This is a genomic window from Pseudomonas fluorescens group sp. (genome assembly GCF_020093335.1).
Classification (GTDB): Bacteria; Pseudomonadota; Gammaproteobacteria; order Pseudomonadales; family Pseudomonadaceae; genus Aquipseudomonas; species Aquipseudomonas petroselini.
Genome location: NZ_JAIOKW010000003.1, coordinates 102,088 through 122,375, shown reverse-complemented (window position 1 = coordinate 122,375; position 20,288 = coordinate 102,088). Strand labels below are relative to the sequence as shown.

The following is a 20,288-nucleotide window of genomic DNA, read 5'->3' as shown; positions in this document are numbered from 1 at the left end:
TGAGCCTGCGGCGCGGATCTCAGGCGTTAACGGTTAATGCGCGTAGATATGAACCACGAAATGTTGGCCGGATGCTGTCAGTTCGTAGACTTTATCGTAGATCCTCAGCGTCCTTGAGGGCTCTTTGATGGTGTCACCGACTTTCGCATATTTCCTGAACTCATCCCAATCAATGACGGTAGTGCTGACGGTGCCGTCGCTCTGAAGGGTGTTGCCGTTGTTTTGATATTCCATGATATTGCCCTCTATCGGATTTCCATTTCCAGCCGACTATTCGGCAGGCAGTCAGCCCCGAAAGAACGCGTCCATTCGTTCGGGGTGCAGAGATCCTATCCAAGGCAGGGGGTAGATAGATACTGTCAGAAACACGTACAAACAGTCTCTGCTAAGAGGCTGAAAGGCCCGTCGTTTCAGGCCTCCATCACTTTCCGAATATCCGCCGCCAATTCTCTTACACGCTCTTCCTCGGTATCCCACGCACACATGAAGCGTGCGCCGCCTTTACCGATGAAGGTGTAGAAGCGCCAGCCCTTGGCGGTCAGCGCGGCGATGGCCGGTTCCGAGAGTTGCAGGAACACGCCGTTGGCCTGCACCGGGAACATCAGCTCCACACCGGGAATATCCGCCACCAGGCTGCTCAGCAACTGGGCGCAGTGGTTGGCGTGGCGGGCATGCTTGAGCCAGGCGTCGTTTTCCAGCAGGCCTACCCACGGGGCGGACAGGAAGCGCATTTTCGACGCCAGCTGGCCGGCCTGTTTGCAGCGGTAATCGAAGTCTTCGGCGAGCTTGTGGTTGAAGAACAAGATGGCTTCACCCACGGCCATGCCATTCTTGGTGCCGCCAAAACACAACACATCCACGCCGGCCTTCCAGGTCAGGTCCGCCGGTGAGCAGCCGAGGAACGCGCAGGCGTTGGAGAAGCGTGCGCCGTCCATGTGCAGGTTCAGCCCCAGTTCCTTGCAGGTCACGCTGATGGCGCGGATTTCTTCCGGGGTGTACACGCTGCCGACTTCGGTGGCCTGGGTCAGGGTGACTACGCGCGGTTTCGGGTAGTGGATGTCCTGGCGCTTGAGGGCGATCTCGCGGATCGATTCCGGGGTCAGCTTGCCGTTTTCGGTGCGGGCGGTGAGCAGCTTGGAGCCGTTGGAGAAAAACTCCGGCGCGCCGCATTCGTCGGTTTCGACGTGGGCGGTTTCCGAGCAAATCACGCTATGGTAGCTCTGGCACAAAGAGGACAGCGCCAGGGAGTTGGCGGCGGTGCCGTTGAAGGCGAAGAACACTTCGCAGTCGGTTTCGAACAGATTGCGGAAACCGTCGGCGGCGCGGTGGGTCCATTCATCATCGCCGTAGGCGCGCTGATGACCCTGGTTGGCTTGTTCCATGGCGGCCCAGGCTTCCGGGCAGATACCGGAATAGTTGTCACTGGCGAATTGCTGGCTCTTGTCGGTCATGGCCCATTCCTGTGGTCGATGTTGGTGCGCACTGTAACCAAGATTGTCGCGGGTGCGCACGCACTGTAAATGCAAAGTCACTGGGGAATTATGCACGGTACTGAAACGATGCCTGTCGGACGCGTCCGTGATGGCGCTCTGGATCTGCTCAAGTGGCTGGCGCTGGTGAGCATGGTGCTGGACCACCTGCGGTATGTCGGTTTGAGCCTGGATGGCCTGTATGTGCCGGGCCGCTTGGCGTTTCCGTGGTTTTGCCTGGCGATTGCGGCGAATTTGCATCGGGCGAGAAACGCACCTGTCACGGGCCAATGGCGTTACCTGGGATGGCTGCTGCTGTTCAGTGTGATCAGCGAAGTGCCCTATCGGATGTTTATCGACGATGCTGATACGTTGAATGTGTTGCCGACCTTGGCGCTGGGGTTGCTGGTTGCCAGAGGATGGCAGCAGAAGACGCTTTTTGATCGGGGATTGGCGGTGATTGCCGTCATGATCGGCGCTGTATTTTCCACACACCTGATGTTCGGGTTTTTCGGTGTATTGCTGCCGTGGGCGATGTTATGGGTGTTTCGTCGGCCATGGTATTTCAGCGTGTTGCCGGGGCTGCTGTGTGTGGCTGCCAATCAATGGCAGATTCTGCTCGATAGCGGCACGCCGGTGGCGCTGATGGGACTGAGCGCCTGCCTGCTTGCGCCGCTGCTCGGCCTGGTTTTGTTGCGACACACCCAAAACACCTCGCCACCGGCCATGCGTCGCTGGGCGTATGCCCTCTATCCCCTGCATTTCCTGCTGCTGCTACTCGTCCGTCAAATCATCGCCTAACCGGTGTGGGAGGGGGCTTGCCCCCGATAGGGTGGTGTCAGCCACGGCATGTGCAAGCTGATCCACCGCTATCGGGGGCAAGCCCCCTCCCACATTTTTTCCGCGTTGTTCCTGCCATGTCGTAAACGCACCTTTGCGTGGCGTCCGTAGGCATTTGACCTGTCTGCACCAGCCCTACCATCGCATCAAAGGGCCCTGCATGGGCCTCAACAATACGAAAGGCTGGGAGAGACGCGATGTTCAGCAAAAAAGACCAGATCCAGGGATATGACGACGCACTGCTGGCGGCCATGAATGCCGAAGAGCAGCGTCAGGAAGATCATATCGAGCTGATCGCGTCAGAGAACTACACCAGCAAACGCGTGATGGAAGCCCAAGGCAGTGGCCTCACCAACAAATACGCCGAAGGCTATCCGGGCAAGCGCTACTACGGTGGCTGTGAGCACGTGGACAAAGTAGAGGCCCTGGCCATTGAGCGCGCCAAACAGCTGTTCGGTGCCGATTACGCCAACGTGCAGCCGCACTCCGGCTCCTCCGCCAACAGCGCGGTGTACCTGGCGCTGCTGAACGCCGGTGACACCATCCTCGGTATGAGCCTGGCCCATGGCGGTCACCTGACCCACGGCGCCAAGGTGTCGTCCTCGGGCAAGCTGTACAACGCCGTGCAGTACGGCATCAACACCGACACCGGCCTGATCGACTACGACGAAGTCGAACGCCTGGCCGTCGAACACAAGCCAAAAATGGTCGTGGCGGGGTTCTCTGCCTATTCCAAGACCCTGGATTTCCCACGCTTTCGCGCCATCGCCGACAAGGTCGGTGCGCTGCTGTTCGTCGACATGGCCCACGTTGCCGGCCTGGTTGCCGCCGGCCTGTACCCGAACCCGCTGCCGTACGCCGATGTGGTCACCACCACCACCCACAAGACCCTGCGCGGTCCCCGTGGCGGCCTGATCCTGGCCAAGTCCAACGAAGAAATCGAGAAGAAACTCAACGCTGCCGTATTCCCTGGCGCCCAGGGCGGCCCGCTGATGCACGTCATCGCCGGCAAGGCCGTGTGCTTCAAGGAAGCCCAGGAGCCTGGCTTCAAGGTCTACCAGCAACAAGTGATCGACAACGCCCAGGCCATGGCCAGCGTATTTATCAAACGCGGCTACGATGTAGTGTCCGGCGGCACCGATAACCACCTGTTCCTGGTCAGCCTGATCCGTCAGGGCCTCACCGGCAAGGAGGCGGACGCCGCCCTCGGTCGCGCCCACATCACCGTCAACAAGAACGCCGTGCCGAATGACCCGCAGTCGCCGTTCGTGACCTCGGGCCTGCGCATCGGCACCCCGGCGGTGACCACGCGTGGTTTCAAAGTGCCGCAGTGCATCGAACTGGCCGGCTGGATCTGCGACATCCTCGACAACCTCGGTGATGCCGATGTCGAGGCCAACGTGGCCAAGCACGTGTCTGCCCTGTGCGCTGATTTCCCGGTTTATCGCTGAGCGCGGTTTTGGAGTAATGACTATGCAACGCTACTCAGGCTTCGGCCTCTTCAAGCACTCACTCAGCCACCACGAAAACTGGCAGAAGATGTGGCGCACGCCGACCCCTAAAAAGGTCTACGACGTGGTCATCGTCGGCGGCGGCGGGCATGGTCTGGCGACTGCCTACTACCTGGCAAAAGAACACGGCATCACCAACGTGGCGGTGGTCGAGAAAGGCTGGCTGGGCGGCGGTAACACCGCGCGCAACACCACCATCGTGCGCTCCAATTACCTGTGGGACGAGTCGGCCCACCTGTACGAGCACGCGATGAAACTGTGGGAAGGCCTGTCCCAGGACCTGAACTACAACGTGATGTTCTCCCAGCGTGGCGTCTACAACCTGTGCCACACCCTCCAGGACATCCGTGATTCCGAGCGCCGCGTGAGCGCCAACCGCCTCAACGGCGTGGACGGCGAACTGCTCAACGCCAAGCAAGTGGCCGACGAGATCCCGTACCTCGATTGCTCGAAAAACACCCGCTACCCGGTACTCGGCGCCACCGTACAACGTCGCGGCGGCGTCGCCCGTCACGATGCCGTGGCGTGGGGCTTTGCGCGTGCCGCCGACGCCCTCGGCGTGGACTTGATCCAGCAGACCGAAGTGATCGGCTTCCGCAAGGAAAACGGCGTGTGCATCGGCGTGGAAACCAACAAGGGCTTTATCGGCGCCAAGCGCGTCGGTGTGGTGACCGCCGGTAACTCCGGGCACATGGCTTCGCTCGCCGGGTTCCGTCTGCCGATCGAATCCCACCCGCTGCAAGCGTTGGTGTCGGAGCCGATCAAGCCGATTATCGACAGCGTGATCATGTCCAACGCCGTGCACGGTTACATCAGCCAGTCCGACAAGGGCGACCTGGTGATCGGCGCCGGTATCGACGGCTACAACGGCTACGGCCAGCGTGGCTCGTACCCGGTGATCGAACACACCATCCAGGCCATCGTCGAGATGTTCCCGGTGCTGTCCCGCGTGCGCATGAACCGCCAGTGGGGCGGCATCGTCGACACCACGCCGGACGCCTGCCCGATCATCTCCAAGACCCCGGTGCCGAACATGTTCTTCAACTGCGGTTGGGGCACCGGTGGCTTCAAGGCCACGCCGGGCTCAGGCAACGTGTTTGCCGCCAGCCTCGCCAAGGGCGAAATGCACCCGTTGGCCGCGCCATTCTCCATCGACCGTTTCCACAACGGTGCGTTGATCGACGAACACGGCGCTGCGGCCGTCGCCCACTAACAGGAGAAATTCCCTATGTTGCATATCTTCTGTCCTCACTGTGGCGAACTGCGCTCCGAAGAGGAATTCCACGCGTCCGGCCAAGCGCACATCCCGCGCCCGCTGGACCCGAACGCCTGCACCGATGAAGAGTGGGGCGACTACATGTTCTTCCGCGACAACCCCCGTGGCCTGCACCACGAGCTGTGGATTCACGCCGCCGGTTGCCGCCAGTACTTCAACGCGACCCGCGACACCCTGACCTACGAAATTCTTGAAACCTACAAGATCGGCACCAAGCCGCAATTCACCGCCAAGGCTGCTGGAGAGAAGGTATGAGCCAGACCAATCGCCTGTCCAACGGTGGCCGCATCGACCGCAATAAAGTCCTGACGTTTACCTTCAACGGCCAGAGCTACAAAGGCTTTGAAGGTGACACCCTGGCCGCAGCCCTGCTGGCCAACGGCGTCGACATCATCGGCCGCAGCTTCAAGTACTCGCGCCCTCGTGGCATCTTTGCCGCCGGTGCCGAAGAGCCGAACGCCGTGCTGCAGATCGGTGCGACCGAAGCCACGCAAATCCCTAACGTGCGCGCCACGCAACAGGCGCTGTACCAGGGGCTGGTCGCCACCAGCACCAATGGCTGGCCGAACGTCAACAATGACGTGATGGGCATTCTCGGCAAGGTCGGCGGCAAGCTGATGCCGCCGGGTTTCTACTACAAGACCTTCATGTACCCGCAATCGTTCTGGATGACCTACGAGAAGTACATCCGCAAGGCGGCTGGCCTTGGCCGCTCGCCGACCGAGAACGATCCGGACACCTACGACAACTTCAACCGTCACTGCGACGTGCTGGTGGTGGGCGCAGGCCCCGCCGGCCTGGCCGCTGCCCTGGCGGCTGCGCGCAGCGGTGCCCGCGTGATCCTCGCCGATGAGCAGGAAGAGTTCGGCGGTTCGCTGCTGGACTCGCGCGAAAGCCTCGACGGCAAGCCGGCTGCGGAATGGGTTGCCAGCGTTATCGCGGAACTCAAGGCGCTGCCGGACGTGGTGCTGTTGCCTCGCGCCACCGTCAACGGCTACCACGACCACAACTTCCTGACCATTCACGAACGCCTTACCGACCACCTCGGTGACCGTGCGCCGATTGGCGTGGTGCGCCAGCGTATCCACCGTGTCCGCGCCAAGCGTGTGGTGCTGGCGACCGGCGCGTGCGAGCGCCCGCTGGTGTACGGCAACAACGATGTGCCGGGCAACATGCTCGCTGGTGCAGTCTCGACTTACGTGCGCCGCTACGGTGTAGCACCGGGCAAGAAACTGGTGTTGTCGACCAACAACGACCACGCCTACCGCGTTGCGCTGGACTGGCTCGACGCTGGCCTGCAAGTGGTGGCAGTGGCTGATGTGCGCCACAACCCACGCGGCGCCCTGGTTGAAGAAGCCCGCGCCAAAGGCATTCGTATCCTCACCGGCAGCGCCGTGATCGAAGCCCGTGGCAGCAAGCACGTCACCGCTGCCCGTGTGGCCGCGATCGATGTGAAAGCGCATAAAGTCACCAGCCCAGGCGAGTGGCTGGAGTGCGACCTGGTGGCCAGCTCCGGCGGCTACAGCCCGGTGGTCCACCTGGCCTCGCACCTGGGCGGCAAGCCGACCTGGCGTGAAGACATCCTCGGTTTCGTACCGGGTGAAGCCCCGCAGAAACGCGTGTGCGTCGGCGGCATCAACGGCGTCTATAGCCTCGGCGATTCGCTCGCCGATGGTTTCGAAGGCGGCGTGCGCGCGGCCAGTGAAGCGGGTTTCGCCCCGGTGGAAGGCACGCTGCCCAAAGCCTTGAGCCGTCTGGAAGAGCCGACGCTGGCGGTGTACCAAGTGCCGCACGACAAACCGACTGCACGGGCACCGAAGCAATTTGTCGACCTGCAAAACGATGTGACCGCCGCCGCCATCGAACTGGCGACCCGCGAAGGTTTCGAGTCGGTCGAGCACGTCAAACGCTACACCGCGCTCGGCTTCGGCACCGACCAGGGCAAGCTGGGCAACGTCAACGGTCTGGCCATTGCTGCGCGCTCGCTGAACGTGACCATCCCGCAGATGGGCACCACCATGTTCCGCCCCAACTACACGCCGGTGACCTTCGGCGCGGTGGCGGGCCGTCACTGTGGGCACATCTTCGAACCGGTGCGCTACACCGCCCTGCAAGCCTGGCACGTCAAGAACGGCGCCGAGTTTGAAGACGTCGGCCAGTGGAAACGCCCTTGGTACTTCCCGCGCAACGGTGAAGACCTGCACGCCGCGGTGAAACGCGAATGCCTGGCCGTGCGCGACAGCGTCGGCCTGTTGGACGCGTCGACCCTCGGCAAGATCGACATCCAGGGCCCGGACGCGCGTGAGTTCCTCAACCGCATCTACAGCAACGCCTGGACCAAGCTCGACGTGGGCAAGGCGCGCTACGGCCTGATGTGCAAAGAAGATGGCATGGTCTTCGACGACGGCGTCACTGCCTGCCTCGCCGACAACCACTTCCTGATGACCACTACCACCGGCGGCGCCGCCCGCGTGCTGCAGTGGCTGGAAATCTACCAGCAGACCGAATGGCCAGACCTCAAGGTGTACTTCACCTCGGTCACCGACCATTGGGCGACCATGACCCTGTCCGGCCCCAACAGCCGCAAGCTGTTGAGTGAGGTCACCGACATCGACCTGGACAAGGACGGCTTCCCGTTCATGACCTGGAAAGAAGGCCTGGTCGGCGGTGTGCCGGCGCGAGTGTTCCGCATCTCGTTTACCGGTGAGCTGTCGTACGAAGTCAACGTGCAGGCCGACTATGCCATGGGCGTGCTGGAACAGATCGTCGAGGCCGGCAAAAAGTACAACCTGACCCCGTACGGCACCGAAACCATGCACGTGCTGCGGGCCGAGAAGGGCTTCATCATCGTCGGCCAGGACACCGACGGCTCAATGACCCCGGACGACCTGAACATGGGCTGGTGCGTCGGCCGCACCAAGCCGTTCTCGTGGATCGGCTGGCGTGGGATGAACCGTGAAGACTGCGTGCGTGAAGAGCGTAAGCAACTGGTGGGCTTGAAGCCGATCGACCCAACCGTGTGGCTGCCGGAAGGCGCGCAGTTGGTGTTCGATCCGAAGCAGACGATCCCGATGAAGATGGTCGGCCACGTCACCTCGAGCTATGCCCACAACTCCCTCGGCTATTCGTTTGCGATGGCGGTGGTGAAGGGCGGCTTGAAGCGCATCGGTGAGCGGGTGTTCTCGCCGCAAGCGGATGGCAGCGTGATCGAGGCGGAGATTGTGTCCTCGGTGTTCTTTGATCCGAAAGGTGAACGGCAGAACATTTGATAGACCGAGTCGCCTGCATCGGGGGCAAGCCCCCTCCCACATGTTGAAATGCATTCCCCTGTGGGAGGGGGCTTGCCCCCGATGAGGCCAGAACAGTCACCATAGAATTCAGGACAGGTGCTCTATGACAGCAGCCAACGTATACCAACAACGCCCCACCACCGGCGCCAAAGCCGAGTCGTCGCTGCACCATGCCGACCTCGCCAGCCTGATCGGCAAGGGCCGCAAGAACGCCGGCGTGACCGTGCGTGAAAAGAAACTCCTTGGCCACCTGACCCTTCGTGGCGATGGCCACGATGCAGCCTTCGCCGCCGGCGTACACAAAGCCCTCGGTATTGAGCTTCCAGGCGCCCTGCAGGTCATCCTCAAAGGCGAAACCAGCTTGCAATGGCTCGGCCCGGATGAGTGGCTGCTGGTCGTGCCAAGCGGTGAAGAATTCGCCGCCGAGCAAAACCTGCGTGCCGCCTTGGGCGACCTGCATATCCAGATCGTCAACGTCAGCGGCGGCCAGCAGATCCTTGAGCTCAGCGGCCCGAACGTGCGCGATGTGCTGATGAAGTCCACCAGCTACGACGTGCACCCCAACAACTTCCCGGTGGGCAAGGCGGTGGGCACGGTGTTCGCCAAGTCGCAACTGGTGATCCGCCACACGGCTGAAGACACCTGGGAGCTGGTGATCCGTCGCAGCTTCTCGGATTACTGGTGGTTGTGGCTGCAGGATGCCTCGGCTGAATTCGGCCTGAGCGTCCAAGCCTGAGGAATCACCCATGAGCCGCGCACCCGATACATGGATTTTGACCGCCGATTGCCCCAGCGTGCTCGGCACGGTGGACGCGGTCACCCGCTATCTGTTCGAGCAGGGTTGCTACGTTACCGAGCACCATTCGTTCGATGATCGGCTTTCCGGGCGATTTTTTATTCGCGTGGAATTCCCCCAGCCCGACGGTTTTGACGAGCAGGGTTTCCGCGATGGCCTGGCCACTCGTGGCGAAGCCTTTGGCATGATCTTCGAGCTGACGGCGCCGAACTACCGGCCAAAAGTGGTGATCATGGTCTCCAAGGCCGATCACTGCCTGAACGACCTGCTGTACCGCCAGCGCATCGGCCAACTGTCGATGGACGTGGTTGCGGTGGTGTCCAACCACCCCGATTTGAAACCTTTGGCCGACTGGCACCAGATTCCCTACTACCATTTCCCCCTCGACCCCAACGACAAACCGTCCCAGGAGCGTCAGGTGTGGCAAGTGGTGGAAGACACCGGCGCCGAATTGGTGATCCTTGCGCGCTACATGCAAGTGCTGTCGCCGGAGCTGTGCCGCAAGCTGGATGGCAAAGCGATCAACATTCACCACTCGTTGCTGCCGGGGTTCAAGGGCGCCAAACCGTATCACCAGGCGTACAACAAGGGGGTCAAGTTGGTGGGCGCCACGGCGCATTACATCAACAACGATCTGGATGAAGGGCCGATCATCGCCCAAGGTGTGGAGGTGGTGGATCACAGCCACTATCCCGAGGATTTGATTGCCAAGGGGCGGGATATCGAAGGGCTGACATTGGCTCGGGCGGTGGGGTATCACATTGAGCGGCGGGTGTTTTTGAACGCCAATCGGACGGTGGTGCTCTGACTGGCGCCAATCGGGGGCAAGCCCCCTCCCACAGTTGACCAAGTTCTGCCTTTGGAATGCGGTCGAATGTGGGAGGGGACTTGCCCCCGATGAAGCCCTCACAAACAACGCAAGAAAACAGCATCTGTACCCGAGCACTTAAACGCGCTGCCCACCCAAATGGGCAACGCAGTTCCATAAAAACAACAGCGAGGTGAAAGCATGTCTGGTAATCGTGGTGTCGTGTATCTCGGCAACGGCAAGGTCGAAGTACAGAAAATCGACTATCCCAAAATGCAGGACCCCCGTGGCAGGAAGATTGAGCACGGCGTCATCCTGCGCGTGGTCTCCACCAACATCTGCGGCTCCGACCAACACATGGTGCGCGGCCGTACCACTGCCCAGACCGGCCTGGTGCTCGGTCATGAAATTACCGGTGAAGTGATCGAGAAGGGCAGCGATGTCGAAAACCTGAAGATCGGTGATCTGGTTTCGGTACCTTTCAACGTGGCGTGCGGCCGTTGCCGCTCGTGCAAAGAACAACACACCGGCGTGTGCCTCACCGTCAACCCGGCGCGTGCCGGTGGCGCCTACGGCTATGTCGACATGGGCGACTGGACCGGCGGCCAGGCCGAGTACGTGCTGGTGCCGTACGCCGACTTCAACCTGCTGAAACTGCCAGACCGTGACAAGGCCATGGAGAAAATCCGCGACCTGACCTGCCTCTCCGACATCCTCCCGACCGGTTACCACGGCGCCGTCACTGCCGGCGTTGGCCCTGGCAGCACCGTGTACATCGCCGGTGCCGGCCCTGTGGGCTTGGCCGCTGCGGCTTCCGCCCGCCTGTTGGGTGCTGCCGTGGTGATCATCGGCGACGTCAACCCTATCCGTCTGGCTCACGCCAAGGCCCAGGGCTTTGAAATTGCCGACCTGTCCCAAGACACGCCGCTGCACGAACAGATCGCCGCACTGCTCGGCGAGCCGGAAGTGGACTGCGCTGTTGACTGTGTGGGCTTTGAAGCACGCGGCCACGGCCATGACGGCGTCAAGGCAGAGGCACCGGCCACGGTGCTCAACTCACTGATGGGCGTCGTGCGCGTGGCCGGCAAGATTGGCATCCCCGGCCTGTACGTCACCGAAGACCCAGGTGCTGTGGACGCCGCCGCGAAAATGGGCAGCCTGAGCATCCGTTTCGGCCTGGGCTGGGCCAAATCCCACAGCTTCCACACCGGGCAGACACCGGTGATGAAGTACAACCGCCAGTTGATGCAGGCGATCATGTGGGACCGTATCAACATTGCCGAAATCGTCGGCGTGCAGGTGATCAGCCTGGATGATGCCCCGCGTGGGTATGGCGAGTTTGATGCGGGTGTACCGAAGAAGTTTGTGATTGACCCGCACAAACTCTTCAGCGCGGCATAACGCTCAGGCACACAGCAATCCAACTGTGGGAGCGGGCTTGCTCGCGAATGCGGTGGTTAAGTTAAAGCCTCTTTGACTGACCTACCGCTTTCGCGGGTAAGCCCGCTCCCACAGGTTTTTGTGGTCTCAGCGGTAGGCGAGGGCGCCTTGGTAGACGGTTGGCCCTGTCGGCTGCTTGCTCACCGACCCACCCTTGGTCTCCGAACTCACCATCAACTCCACCGGCTTGCGGATGCTTTTCTGCTGACGCGGGTTAAGTCCGATAATGCCTTTGCCATCTTCCGGCAGCAGCCCAAGCGACACCGGTGCGCTGCCTTCGGGCATGGCCCACAGTTCCAGGCTGCGATCCGGCTCAGCCGCTGCCGTGGCGATCGGTTCTACTTCGAGGTAGTCCTTGTGCGCCATGATCTGTGCCGCGGGTTGCTGGGCAGTGGTCACCAGGGTGGCGGCAGACTTGACGTTGTCTTGGGTGTAGAGCGCGCCGCCGAGCCCGGCGACGATGGCCACGCAGACGCCTATGAACACGCGCGGGCGGCTCCAGAATGGTTTTTTTTGTTCAATTACTTGGGGGCGGCTGGCGCTCATATGGCTGTTCCTGGCAAGTCTTGAAGTCATTTCATGGACTCTGGTAGGCCGATTGGGTTCCTCGGCCGACCCGGAACAATGTGCCGGATACCCAGTCAAACGCCTGCTTTCGCCCCTACACCCAGAGGTTGTTTCGATGAAGATTTCACGCGGTTTCGCCCTTTCCTGCCTGATGACCCTGGCGGCCGGCCCGGTGTTTGCGGCAGGGTTCAGCCTTGGCGACGCGGCCAATGCCATTTCCGGCATGCAGGGTGGCAACAACAAGGCGGCTGCTGCGGCACCGTCTTCCGAGACGGCTGGGCTGCTCAGCGCCCTGACCTCGCAACTGAACATCACTCCTGAACAAGCCGTAGGCGGTACAGGCGCCATGCTGGGCCTGGCCAAGAACAAACTGAGCGGCAACGACTATTCGCAACTGGGCAATAGTGTGCCGGGCCTCGACCAACTGTCGGGCAACAATGCGTTGGGTAGCCTCGGGGCGTTGAGCGGGATGCTCGGCCAGGCCGGCGGCAGCAAGACCAGCGGCCTGGACGGTTTGCTGGGTAACGTGAAGAACACCAACGACCTGAACACCGCGTTCAGCGCCCTGGGCATGGACAGTGGGATGGTCGGCCAGTTTGCCCCGGTGATCCTGCAATACCTGGGCGGGCAGGGTGCCAACAGCTCGTTGCTGGGCAAGCTGGCCCAGGCCTGGGGCACCGGCAGTTAAAGACGCTCCGCGCGCAGTTGCTCGATGCGCGCGTCTTTCTCCGTCCAGAGCTGGTTGACCCAGTGCTGGACGGTCTGGCGAAACGCCGGATCGTTTTCGTAATCCCCTTGCCACAATGCCGGATCCAACTCACGGGTCTGGATGTCAATGATCACCTTGGGCACCGCGCCGCTGATCAAGTCCCAGAACCCCGGAATCTTTTGCTGCGGATAGACCACGGTCACGTCCAGCACGGCGTCCAGCTGTTCTCCCAGCGCCGCCAGCACAAACGCCACGCCGCCCGCCTTGGGCTTGAGCAAGCGAGCAAACGGCGACGCCTGCTGCTTGCGCTTAGCCTCGCTGAACCGCGTGCCTTCCAGGTAATTGACCACCGTCACCGGCTGGCGCTTGAACAGCTCGCAAGCCTCCTGGGTGATCTTCAAGTCCTGCCCAGCGAGTTCCGGGTGCTTGGCCAGGAACGCCTTGGTGTAGCGCTTCATGAACGGGTAGTCCAACGCCCACCAGGCCAGGCCCAGGAAAGGCACCCAGATCAGCTCTTTTTTCAGGAAGAATTTGAAGAACGGCGTGCGCCGGTTCAGGGCCTGGATCAGCGCCGGGATGTCGACCCAGGATTGGTGGTTGCTGATCACCAGGTAGCTGGTGTCACCGCGCAAATCGCCGCCGCCGCGAATGTCCCATTGGGTGGGGATGCACAGCGCGAAAATCAGCTTGTCGATCTCTGCCCAGGTCTCGGCGATCCACATCACCGCCCACGACATGTAATCACGATAGCGGCCGGGGGCCACTAGCTTGAGCAGGGCAAACACCATCAGCGGGCCTATCAGGACCAGGGTGTTGAGCAAGAGCAGCAGTGAGACGAAACAGCCGGTGAGCAGGCGGCGCATAAGTAACTCTTGGAATCCTGTGGGCGGGCCATGATAAGCAGCTTGAGTCTAGAGGCCAAATCCCAATTCGCCGGACGAATGTTTCACAATGTGCCGGTTATGCTGGGGTGAGCTAACTAAGTGCTGCCTTTGCGGTCTAGAATCCGCCTACTTCTTTCCGAGGAAATCACTTCGTGAAACTGCTCCTTGCCTCCCTCGCCCTGGCTGCCCTGCCTGTCATGGCCGCCGAACCGACCCTTTACGGTCGCTACGAATACATCCAGTTGCCGGAGATCGGCGAAACCTTCAAGGCCAAGATGGACACCGGCGCGCTGACCGCCTCGCTGTCGGCCCGCGACATCGAGACCTTCACCCGTGATGGCGACGATTGGGTGCGCTTCCGCCTCGGCGGCAAGGATGCGTCCAATAAAGTCTACGAACACAAAGTCTCGCGCATCAGCAAGATCAAGAGCCGCGCCGACGAAGACGACGACAAGGACGAGCCGACTGTGGCCAAACGTCCGGTGGTCGACCTCGAAATGTGCCTGGGCAACGTCAAGCGCACCGTCGAGGTCAACCTCACCGACCGCAGCAGCTTCAACTATCCGTTGCTGATCGGCGCCAAGGCCCTGCGTGAATTCGGCGCTGCGGTAAACCCGGCGCGTCGTTACACTGCGGACAAACCGGACTGCTGACGGACCACCATGCCGCATATCCTGATTGTCGAAGACGAAGCGGCGATAGCCGACACACTGATATTCGCCCTGCAAGGCGAGGGCTTCACCACCACCTGGCTGAGCCTCGGCCAGGAGGCGCTGGCCTATCAGCGCCAGACGCCGGCCGACCTGGTCATCCTCGACATCGGCCTGCCGGACATCACCGGGTTTGAAACGTGCAAGCAACTGCGCCGGTTCAGCGAAGTGCCGGTGATGTTCCTCAGTGCCCGGGATGGCGAGATCGACCGAGTGGTGGGGCTGGAGATCGGCGCCGACGATTATGTGGTCAAGCCGTTCAGCCCACGGGAAGTGACGGCGCGGGTCAGGGCGATCCTTAAGCGGATCGGCCCAAGTGCTGCGCCTGCGGTGTTCCAGGTTGATCTGGAGCGCATGCAGATCAGTTATCGCAGCCAGCCTTTGAGCCTCACACGCCATGAATTCCGCTTGCTGCAAAGCCTGCTGGAACAGCCCGAGCGCGTCTTCAGCCGCGAGCAACTTCTGGATGCGGTCGGTGTGGCGGCCGATGCGGGCTACGAACGCAATATCGACAGCCACATCAAAAGCCTGCGCAGCAAGTTGCGCAGCGTGGCCGCCGATGCCGAGCCGATCCAGACCCATCGCGGCCTTGGCTACAGCTACAGCCCGAGCAACAGCTGATGCGCCTGGGGCTGCGGATTTTCCTGGTGTATGCCCTGTTTATCGGCCTGACCGGCTATTTTGTGCTCAGCACCGTGATGAAGGAAATCCGCCCCGGTGTGCGCCAATCCACCGAAGAAACCTTGGTGGACACTGCCAACCTGCTGGCCGAGATCCTGCGCGATGACGTGAAGAACGGCACCCTCGGCCAAAGCCACTGGCCGGAACTGCTCAAGGCCTATGGCAATCGCCAACCGGGCGCGACCATCTGGGGGCTGCCGAAAAACCAGGTCAACCACCGTATCTACGTGACCGACGCCAAGGGCACCGTGCTGCTCGACTCCTCGGGTGAAGCGGTGGGGCAGGACTATTCCAAGTGGAACGACGTGTACCTGACCCTGCGCGGCGAATACGGCGCCCGTTCCACCCGCGGCGAACTGGATGACCCTACCTCGTCGGTGATGCACGTCGGTGCGCCGATCCGTGACAACGGCCAGATCATCGGCGTGGTCACCGTGGCCAAGCCCAATAGCTCGTTGCAGCCCTATGTCGACCGCACCGAGCGTCGCCTGCTGTGGTATGGCGCCGGCTTGGTGATTCTGGGCCTGCTGCTGGGTGCACTGTTGTCGTGGTGGCTGAGCGTTGCGCTACGTCGGTTGACGGCTTACGCCCAGGCGGTCAGCGAGGGCCGGCGTGCCGAGTTGCCGCATTACCGTGGCGGTGAGCTCAAGCAGCTCTCCACCGCCGTGGAGCACATGCGCACGCAGTTGGAGGGCAAAGCCTACGTCGAACACTACGTACACACCCTGACCCACGAATTGAAGAGCCCATTGGCCGCGATACGCGGTGCGGCCGAGCTGTTGCAGGGCGATATGACCCGCGAACAACAGCAGCGCTTCGTCGGCAATATCGACAGCGAAAGCGCGCGCCTGCAGCAGTTGATCGAACGCTTGCTGAACCTGGCGCAGGTCGAGCAACGCCAGGGCCTGGAAGCGCAGGCCAGCATCCCCTTGGCGGCCATGGTCGATGAGGTGCTCAACGCCCAATGTGCGCGAATTGAAGGTGCTGGTCTGCAAATCGAACAAGCGATTGCGGTGGATGTGAAGGTCTATGGCGAACCCTTCTTATTGCGTCAGGCACTGGGCAACTTGCTGGAGAATGCGCTGGACTTCACACCGCCCGGCGGCCTGTTGAGGTTCGGCGCACAGACGCGACACAACGACGTGCAGGTGAGCCTGTTCAACCAGGCCGCGCCGATTCCCGACTACGCCCTGCCACGCCTGAGCGAGCGCTTCTACTCACTGCCACGCCCGGCCAGCGGGCGCAAAAGCACCGGCCTGGGCCTCAACTTTGTCGAGGAAGTGATGAAGCTGCACGGCGGCGCGCTGCAGATCGGCAATGTCGAAGGCGGCGTGCAGGTGGTACTGCATCTCCACACAGTCTCCACATTGCCCACATAAATCCCCCACACAGGCTGCCCAGACTCTCCCCATCAAAACAGGGAGAGACCCATGAACCGCAGCCTGCTTTTCAAACTTGGCGCGATTGCGCTGCTGATCCTGCTGTTGCTGATTCCATTGCTGATGATCAACGGCATCATCAGTGACCGCCAGCAACTGCGCGATGGCGTCCTGATGGACATTGCCCGCAGCTCCAGCTACGCCCAGCGCCTCACCGGCCCGGTGATGGTGGTGCCGTATCGCAAGACCGTGCGCGAGTGGAAGCTCAATGAAAAACTCAACAAACGCTACGAAGTCACCCGTGAAGAGCGCGGTCGTCTGTATTTCCTGCCGGACCGTTTTGAGCTTGACGGTAAAGTGCAAACCGAGCTGCGCGCACGGGGCATCTACCAGGCGCGGCTGTTCCATGCCGACAACCGCATCAGCGGGCGTTTCGAGTTGCCTGCGCAGTTGGGCATCACTGAAGACTATGCCGATTACCGCTTTGACCCGGCGTTTCTGGCGGTGGGTATCAGCGATATTCGTGGCATCGAAAACGCGCTGAAGCTGGAACTGGGCAGCCAGCGCCTGGAGTTCGAACCGGGCTCCCAGGTGGATTGGCTGGGTGAGGGCGTGCACGTGGCGCTGCCGGAGCAGGACAGCAAAAAGCCCTATGTGGTGGACTTTGCCTTTGACCTGCGCCTGCAAGGCACCGAACAACTGCAAGTGGTGCCGGTGGGTAAGACCAGCCAGGTGTCACTCGCCTCGAACTGGCCGCACCCCAGCTTCATCGGCAACTTTCTCCCGGCACAACGCGAGGTAACCGACAACGGCTTTACCGCCAACTGGCAGACCTCATTCTTCTCCACCAACCTCGAACAAGCCCTGCAAACCTGCCTGGACAAGCAAGGCTGTGAGGACTTCAACAACCGCAGCTTCGGCGTGAACTTCATCGACCCGGTGGATCAGTACCTCAAGAGCGACCGCGCGATCAAATACGCGCTGCTGTTCATCGCATTGACGTTTGCCGGTTTCTTCCTGTTCGAAGTGCTCAAAAGCCTGGCGGTGCACCCGATCCAATACGCCTTGGTGGGTGTTGCGCTGGCGTTTTTCTACCTGCTGCTGTTGTCGTTGTCCGAGCACATAGGCTTCGCTCTGGCCTACCTGATCTCGGCGAGCGCCTGTGTGGTGTTGATTGGCTTCTACGTATGCCACGTACTGCGCAGTGTGACCCATGGCCTGGGCTTTTCTGCCGGGCTGGCGGCGTTGTATGGCTTGCTGTACGGGCTGCTGAGTGCCGAAGATTACGCGTTGCTGATGGGCTCGCTGCTGCTGTTCGGCCTGCTGGGCACGGTGATGGTGCTGACGCGCAAACTGGACTGGTATGGCGTGGGCAAGCGCAAGGTGACCGCCCCATTGGAGTTTGACCTGGAGGCAGTGCAATGATCGGATTGCGGGAGGATCAGCAGATGAAGGCGCAGTTGGTGGCCAGGATAAATCAGCTATTTCCTGATCTACGCGGACCCCGTGTAGTGAGCGGGCTTGCCCCGCGCTGGGCTGCGCAGCAGCCCCAAAACCAGCCGCTGAGGCGTGCCTGATACACCCTGGGTTGCTTGATTAGGGCTGCTGCGCAGCCCAGCGCGGGGCAAGCCCGCTCACTACAGAAAGACTGTCGGCCCGGCGCGGGGGGAGTCTTGAGGTCACACGGGCGGTTGCGTCTCCAACATCGACGGCCGCTGGCTGACCTCGGCGTACCACGCGGCAAGCTGCGGGGTATCCGACCGCCATTGCATATCAGGGTGACGGAAATCGAGGTAACCCAAGGCGCAGGCCACGCTGATGGCGGCGATGTCGAAGTGGCTGGTCAGTTCGGCAATCGCATCAGCCTCTAACTCGGCCAGGGTGCGACGGATCTTGTTGCGCTGCTCGTCGAGCCACGGGGCCCAATGCTTCTCCACCGGTCGCAGGGCGCTTTCGTAACGCACCAGCACGGCGGCATCCATGATGCCATCGGCCATCGAGGCCAGGGTCAGGCGGCGCCAGCGGGCCGAGCCGTCACGAGGGATCAGCGGGTTGCCGACGTGCTGGTGGTCGAAGTAATCGAGGATCACCCGGCTGTCGTGCAGCACCGTGCCGTCGGCCAGGCGCAGCGCTGGGATCTTGCCCACGGGGTTGTCTTGTACCAGCTGCGCATCCGGGTTGACCGGGGTCGGCATGCAGCCGTGAAGGGCGACGCGGTCCTGCTGGCCGGTTTCGATCAACAGCACGCGGACTTTGCGCACAAACGGCGAAGCGGGGTTGTGGAACAAGGTCATGCTGGGAGTGGACATGGGCATTCCTCGGAAAGAGCAGTGGGGTAACCGACGGCGTCCTCAGCCGCGCCGGGTTTATCGGCGGAGCACGCCAGGGCACCCAGTTTAATCAGTGCCCAATGAGGCCGGTGGTTAGTTTTTTTCTGGCGGGATTGCTCTCAAGTAGTTGTAAACCGTGGCCCGGGAAATATCGAAGTACTCGCCGAAATAATCGACGAAGTTGCGAATGTCCAGCAGGCCATTAGCTCTGGCTTGGGCCAGGGCGTACATGATCTCGGTGCGACCAAAGTCACGTCGCCGCACGCAGTGTTCGACGGATATGGCCTCGACGATGTCGTTGAGCTTTTCCCGCCAATCCGCGCTGAACAACGGCGCGGGTCGCGCTTGAGGTTGCAGGCCCACGGCGAAGCCGCTGAGTAGCTTTTGCACCTGGGATAACGCCGTCATATCGAAGTTCAGACACAGCAGGGCGACGATGTCGCCCTCTTCGGAGCGGGCCGCGATAGAGATTGAGCGCAGCGTGCGGTTATTGGGGCCGGCCTTTTCATACGGACCGATGACATCCAGCCCCTGGTCCAGCTCCGGCAGATTGCAAATCAGGGAGGCATCCCCGACTTTGCGCTTGGAGAAACCATTCGCGATGTGCACGATCAATCCGCTGCGGATATCGTGAACCACCGCTTCCAGGTCGGGAAAAAGCAAGGCAGCGATGCCGTCTGCCGCTGCATTCATGAACGCGATATTGGCCATGGGGAAATAAAGCACTTGAATGTGAAGGGACTGATTGTACGGAGTCGACCCTGCCTTTGACAGGTTGTCCGGTCTTGGCGATACCTGCGCGCTCAGCGGTGGATCTGCGCCAGGAAGGCTTGAGCCCGGTCGCTCTTGGGCTCGGTAAAAAACTGCTCTGGGGGCAGGTCTTCCACAATGCGTCCCGCGTCGAGGAACAGCACCCGTTCGGCGACCTGGCGAGCGAAGCCCATTTCGTGGGTGACGCACAGCATGGTCATGCCGGTGTCGGCCAATTTGACGATGACGTCCAGCACTTCGTTGACCATTTCCGGGTCGAGTGCCGAGGTGGGTTCGTCGAACAGCATGATTTTCGGCTCCATGCACAGTGCCCTGGCGATTGCGACCCGCTGTTGCTGGCCGCCTGAAAGTTGGCTGGGGTACTTGTTCGCCTGGCTTTCGATGCCGACCTTGCTCAGATAATGCCGTGCGTGTTCTTCGGCGCGCCTGCGTGACAGGCCGCGTACCGATATCGGGGCCAGGGTGCAGTTTTGCAGGACCGTCATGTGGGGGAACAGGTTGAAGTTCTGGAACACCATGCCAATCTCGCGCAACGCTTTATGCCTGGCCGGCGAAGGTTTCCCGAGGTCGGTATCCAGCGCTCGGATGACCCCGCTCTCGGCAATTTCAAGGCGGCTGATGCAGCGAATCAAGGTCGACTTTCCCGAACCGGAAGGGCCGCACAGAACGATGCGCTCACCTTGGCTGACGTTAAGGTCGATGGCGTGAAGGACCTGGAAGTTGCCATACCATTTGTTCAATCCGCTGATTTGCACCACGGAGTTTCGCGTGGGCGGGGCGGAAAGGGAAAGACCGTCTGGTGCGGTGATGTACGAATTCATGACTAG

Annotated in this window: 20 protein-coding genes; 13 read left to right on the top strand and 7 right to left on the bottom strand. The window is 61.4% G+C overall.

All coding sequences use genetic code 11. From position 1 onward, the window contains the following. Positions 1–33 precede the first annotated feature (33 nt). Positions 34–234 carry a hypothetical protein gene (locus tag K7431_RS05165; protein WP_043206010.1) on the bottom strand — a complete coding sequence of 67 codons (201 nt, stop codon included), beginning with the start codon at positions 232–234 and terminating at the stop codon, positions 34–36. 176 nt (positions 235–410) lie between these two features. Continuing rightward, complete coding sequence (locus K7431_RS05160; protein WP_015886246.1) at positions 411–1,451, bottom strand: threonine aldolase family protein; 1,041 nt, start codon at positions 1,449–1,451, stop codon at positions 411–413. Between the two features lie 90 nt (positions 1,452–1,541). Here K7431_RS05160 and K7431_RS05155 point away from each other — a divergent pair, with 90 nt between their 5' ends. The 8 genes from K7431_RS05155 (at position 1,542) to fdhA (ending at position 11,391) form a co-directional block, all read left to right on the top strand. Beyond that, positions 1,542–2,270, top strand: coding sequence for a TraX family protein (locus tag K7431_RS05155; RefSeq protein ID WP_043206007.1), 729 nt, complete (start codon positions 1,542–1,544; stop codon positions 2,268–2,270). A 236-nt stretch (positions 2,271–2,506) separates the two neighbouring features. Further along, positions 2,507–3,760, top strand: coding sequence for a serine hydroxymethyltransferase (glyA, locus tag K7431_RS05150; protein ID WP_015886244.1), 1,254 nt, complete (start codon positions 2,507–2,509; stop codon positions 3,758–3,760). A 22-nt stretch (positions 3,761–3,782) separates the two neighbouring features. After that, complete coding sequence (locus K7431_RS05145; protein WP_010207084.1) at positions 3,783–5,033, top strand: sarcosine oxidase subunit beta; 1,251 nt, start codon at positions 3,783–3,785, stop codon at positions 5,031–5,033. Between the two features lie 15 nt (positions 5,034–5,048). Beyond that, positions 5,049–5,351, top strand: coding sequence for a sarcosine oxidase subunit delta (locus K7431_RS05140; RefSeq protein ID WP_015886243.1), 303 nt, complete (start codon positions 5,049–5,051; stop codon positions 5,349–5,351). Continuing rightward, positions 5,348–8,365 carry a sarcosine oxidase subunit alpha gene (locus K7431_RS05135; RefSeq protein WP_015886242.1) on the top strand — a complete coding sequence of 1,006 codons (3,018 nt, stop codon included), beginning with the start codon at positions 5,348–5,350 and terminating at the stop codon, positions 8,363–8,365. Before K7431_RS05140 ends, K7431_RS05135 begins: the two co-directional genes overlap by 4 nt. Before the next feature lie 124 nt (positions 8,366–8,489). Beyond that, positions 8,490–9,122, top strand: coding sequence for a sarcosine oxidase subunit gamma (locus K7431_RS05130; protein WP_015886241.1), 633 nt, complete (start codon positions 8,490–8,492; stop codon positions 9,120–9,122). A gap of 10 nt (positions 9,123–9,132) precedes the next feature. Continuing rightward, a complete protein-coding gene (gene purU / locus K7431_RS05125; RefSeq protein ID WP_015886240.1) occupies positions 9,133–9,990 on the top strand; it encodes a formyltetrahydrofolate deformylase in 858 nt (285 codons plus the stop codon). A gap of 201 nt (positions 9,991–10,191) precedes the next feature. Then, complete coding sequence (gene fdhA / locus K7431_RS05120; protein WP_015886239.1) at positions 10,192–11,391, top strand: formaldehyde dehydrogenase, glutathione-independent; 1,200 nt, start codon at positions 10,192–10,194, stop codon at positions 11,389–11,391. Positions 11,392–11,517: 126 nt separating this feature from the next. Here fdhA and K7431_RS05115 read toward each other — a convergent pair whose 3' ends face one another. Next, a complete protein-coding gene (locus K7431_RS05115; RefSeq protein ID WP_043206004.1) occupies positions 11,518–11,976 on the bottom strand; it encodes an anti-sigma factor domain-containing protein in 459 nt (152 codons plus the stop codon). A 136-nt stretch (positions 11,977–12,112) separates the two neighbouring features. Between K7431_RS05115 and K7431_RS05110 the strand changes: the two genes are divergently transcribed. Beyond that, positions 12,113–12,685 (top strand): DUF2780 domain-containing protein, encoded by a 573-nt coding sequence (locus K7431_RS05110; RefSeq protein WP_015886237.1) that lies wholly within the window; start codon positions 12,113–12,115, stop codon positions 12,683–12,685. Here K7431_RS05110 and K7431_RS05105 read toward each other — a convergent pair. Further along, entirely contained in the window at positions 12,682–13,569 is an 888-nt protein-coding gene (locus tag K7431_RS05105) for an acyltransferase (RefSeq protein ID WP_015886236.1), read from the bottom strand. The genes K7431_RS05110 and K7431_RS05105 overlap by 4 nt on opposite strands. Before the next feature lie 173 nt (positions 13,570–13,742). Between K7431_RS05105 and rloA2 the strand changes: the two genes are divergently transcribed. From rloA2 to creD, 4 genes are read left to right on the top strand one after another with little or no spacing between them, the layout of a single operon-like run. Next, positions 13,743–14,243: a retropepsin-like aspartic peptidase RloA2 gene (gene rloA2 / locus K7431_RS05100; protein ID WP_015886235.1), complete on the top strand. Its 501-nt coding sequence runs from the start codon at positions 13,743–13,745 to the stop codon at positions 14,241–14,243. Between the two features lie 9 nt (positions 14,244–14,252). Then, on the top strand, positions 14,253–14,921 hold the full coding sequence (creB, locus tag K7431_RS05095; protein WP_015886234.1) for a two-component system response regulator CreB: 669 nt from the start codon (positions 14,253–14,255) through the stop codon (positions 14,919–14,921). Then, complete coding sequence (gene creC / locus K7431_RS05090) at positions 14,921–16,360, top strand: two-component system sensor histidine kinase CreC (RefSeq protein ID WP_015886233.1); 1,440 nt, start codon at positions 14,921–14,923, stop codon at positions 16,358–16,360. The genes creB and creC overlap by 1 nt, the downstream gene beginning before the upstream one ends. Before the next feature lie 51 nt (positions 16,361–16,411). Then, a complete protein-coding gene (creD, locus tag K7431_RS05085) occupies positions 16,412–17,785 on the top strand; it encodes a cell envelope integrity protein CreD (RefSeq protein WP_015886232.1) in 1,374 nt (457 codons plus the stop codon). A 254-nt stretch (positions 17,786–18,039) separates the two neighbouring features. Here creD and K7431_RS05080 read toward each other — a convergent pair whose 3' ends face one another. From K7431_RS05080 to K7431_RS05070, 3 genes are all read right to left on the bottom strand, one after another. Continuing rightward, positions 18,040–18,669 (bottom strand): glutathione S-transferase, encoded by a 630-nt coding sequence (locus K7431_RS05080; protein ID WP_043206002.1) that lies wholly within the window; start codon positions 18,667–18,669, stop codon positions 18,040–18,042. Between the two features lie 114 nt (positions 18,670–18,783). Next, positions 18,784–19,401, bottom strand: coding sequence for a helix-turn-helix transcriptional regulator (locus tag K7431_RS05075; RefSeq protein WP_043206001.1), 618 nt, complete (start codon positions 19,399–19,401; stop codon positions 18,784–18,786). A gap of 92 nt (positions 19,402–19,493) precedes the next feature. Next, positions 19,494–20,282 carry an amino acid ABC transporter ATP-binding protein gene (locus K7431_RS05070; RefSeq protein ID WP_015886229.1) on the bottom strand — a complete coding sequence of 263 codons (789 nt, stop codon included), beginning with the start codon at positions 20,280–20,282 and terminating at the stop codon, positions 19,494–19,496. Positions 20,283–20,288 lie beyond the last annotated feature (6 nt).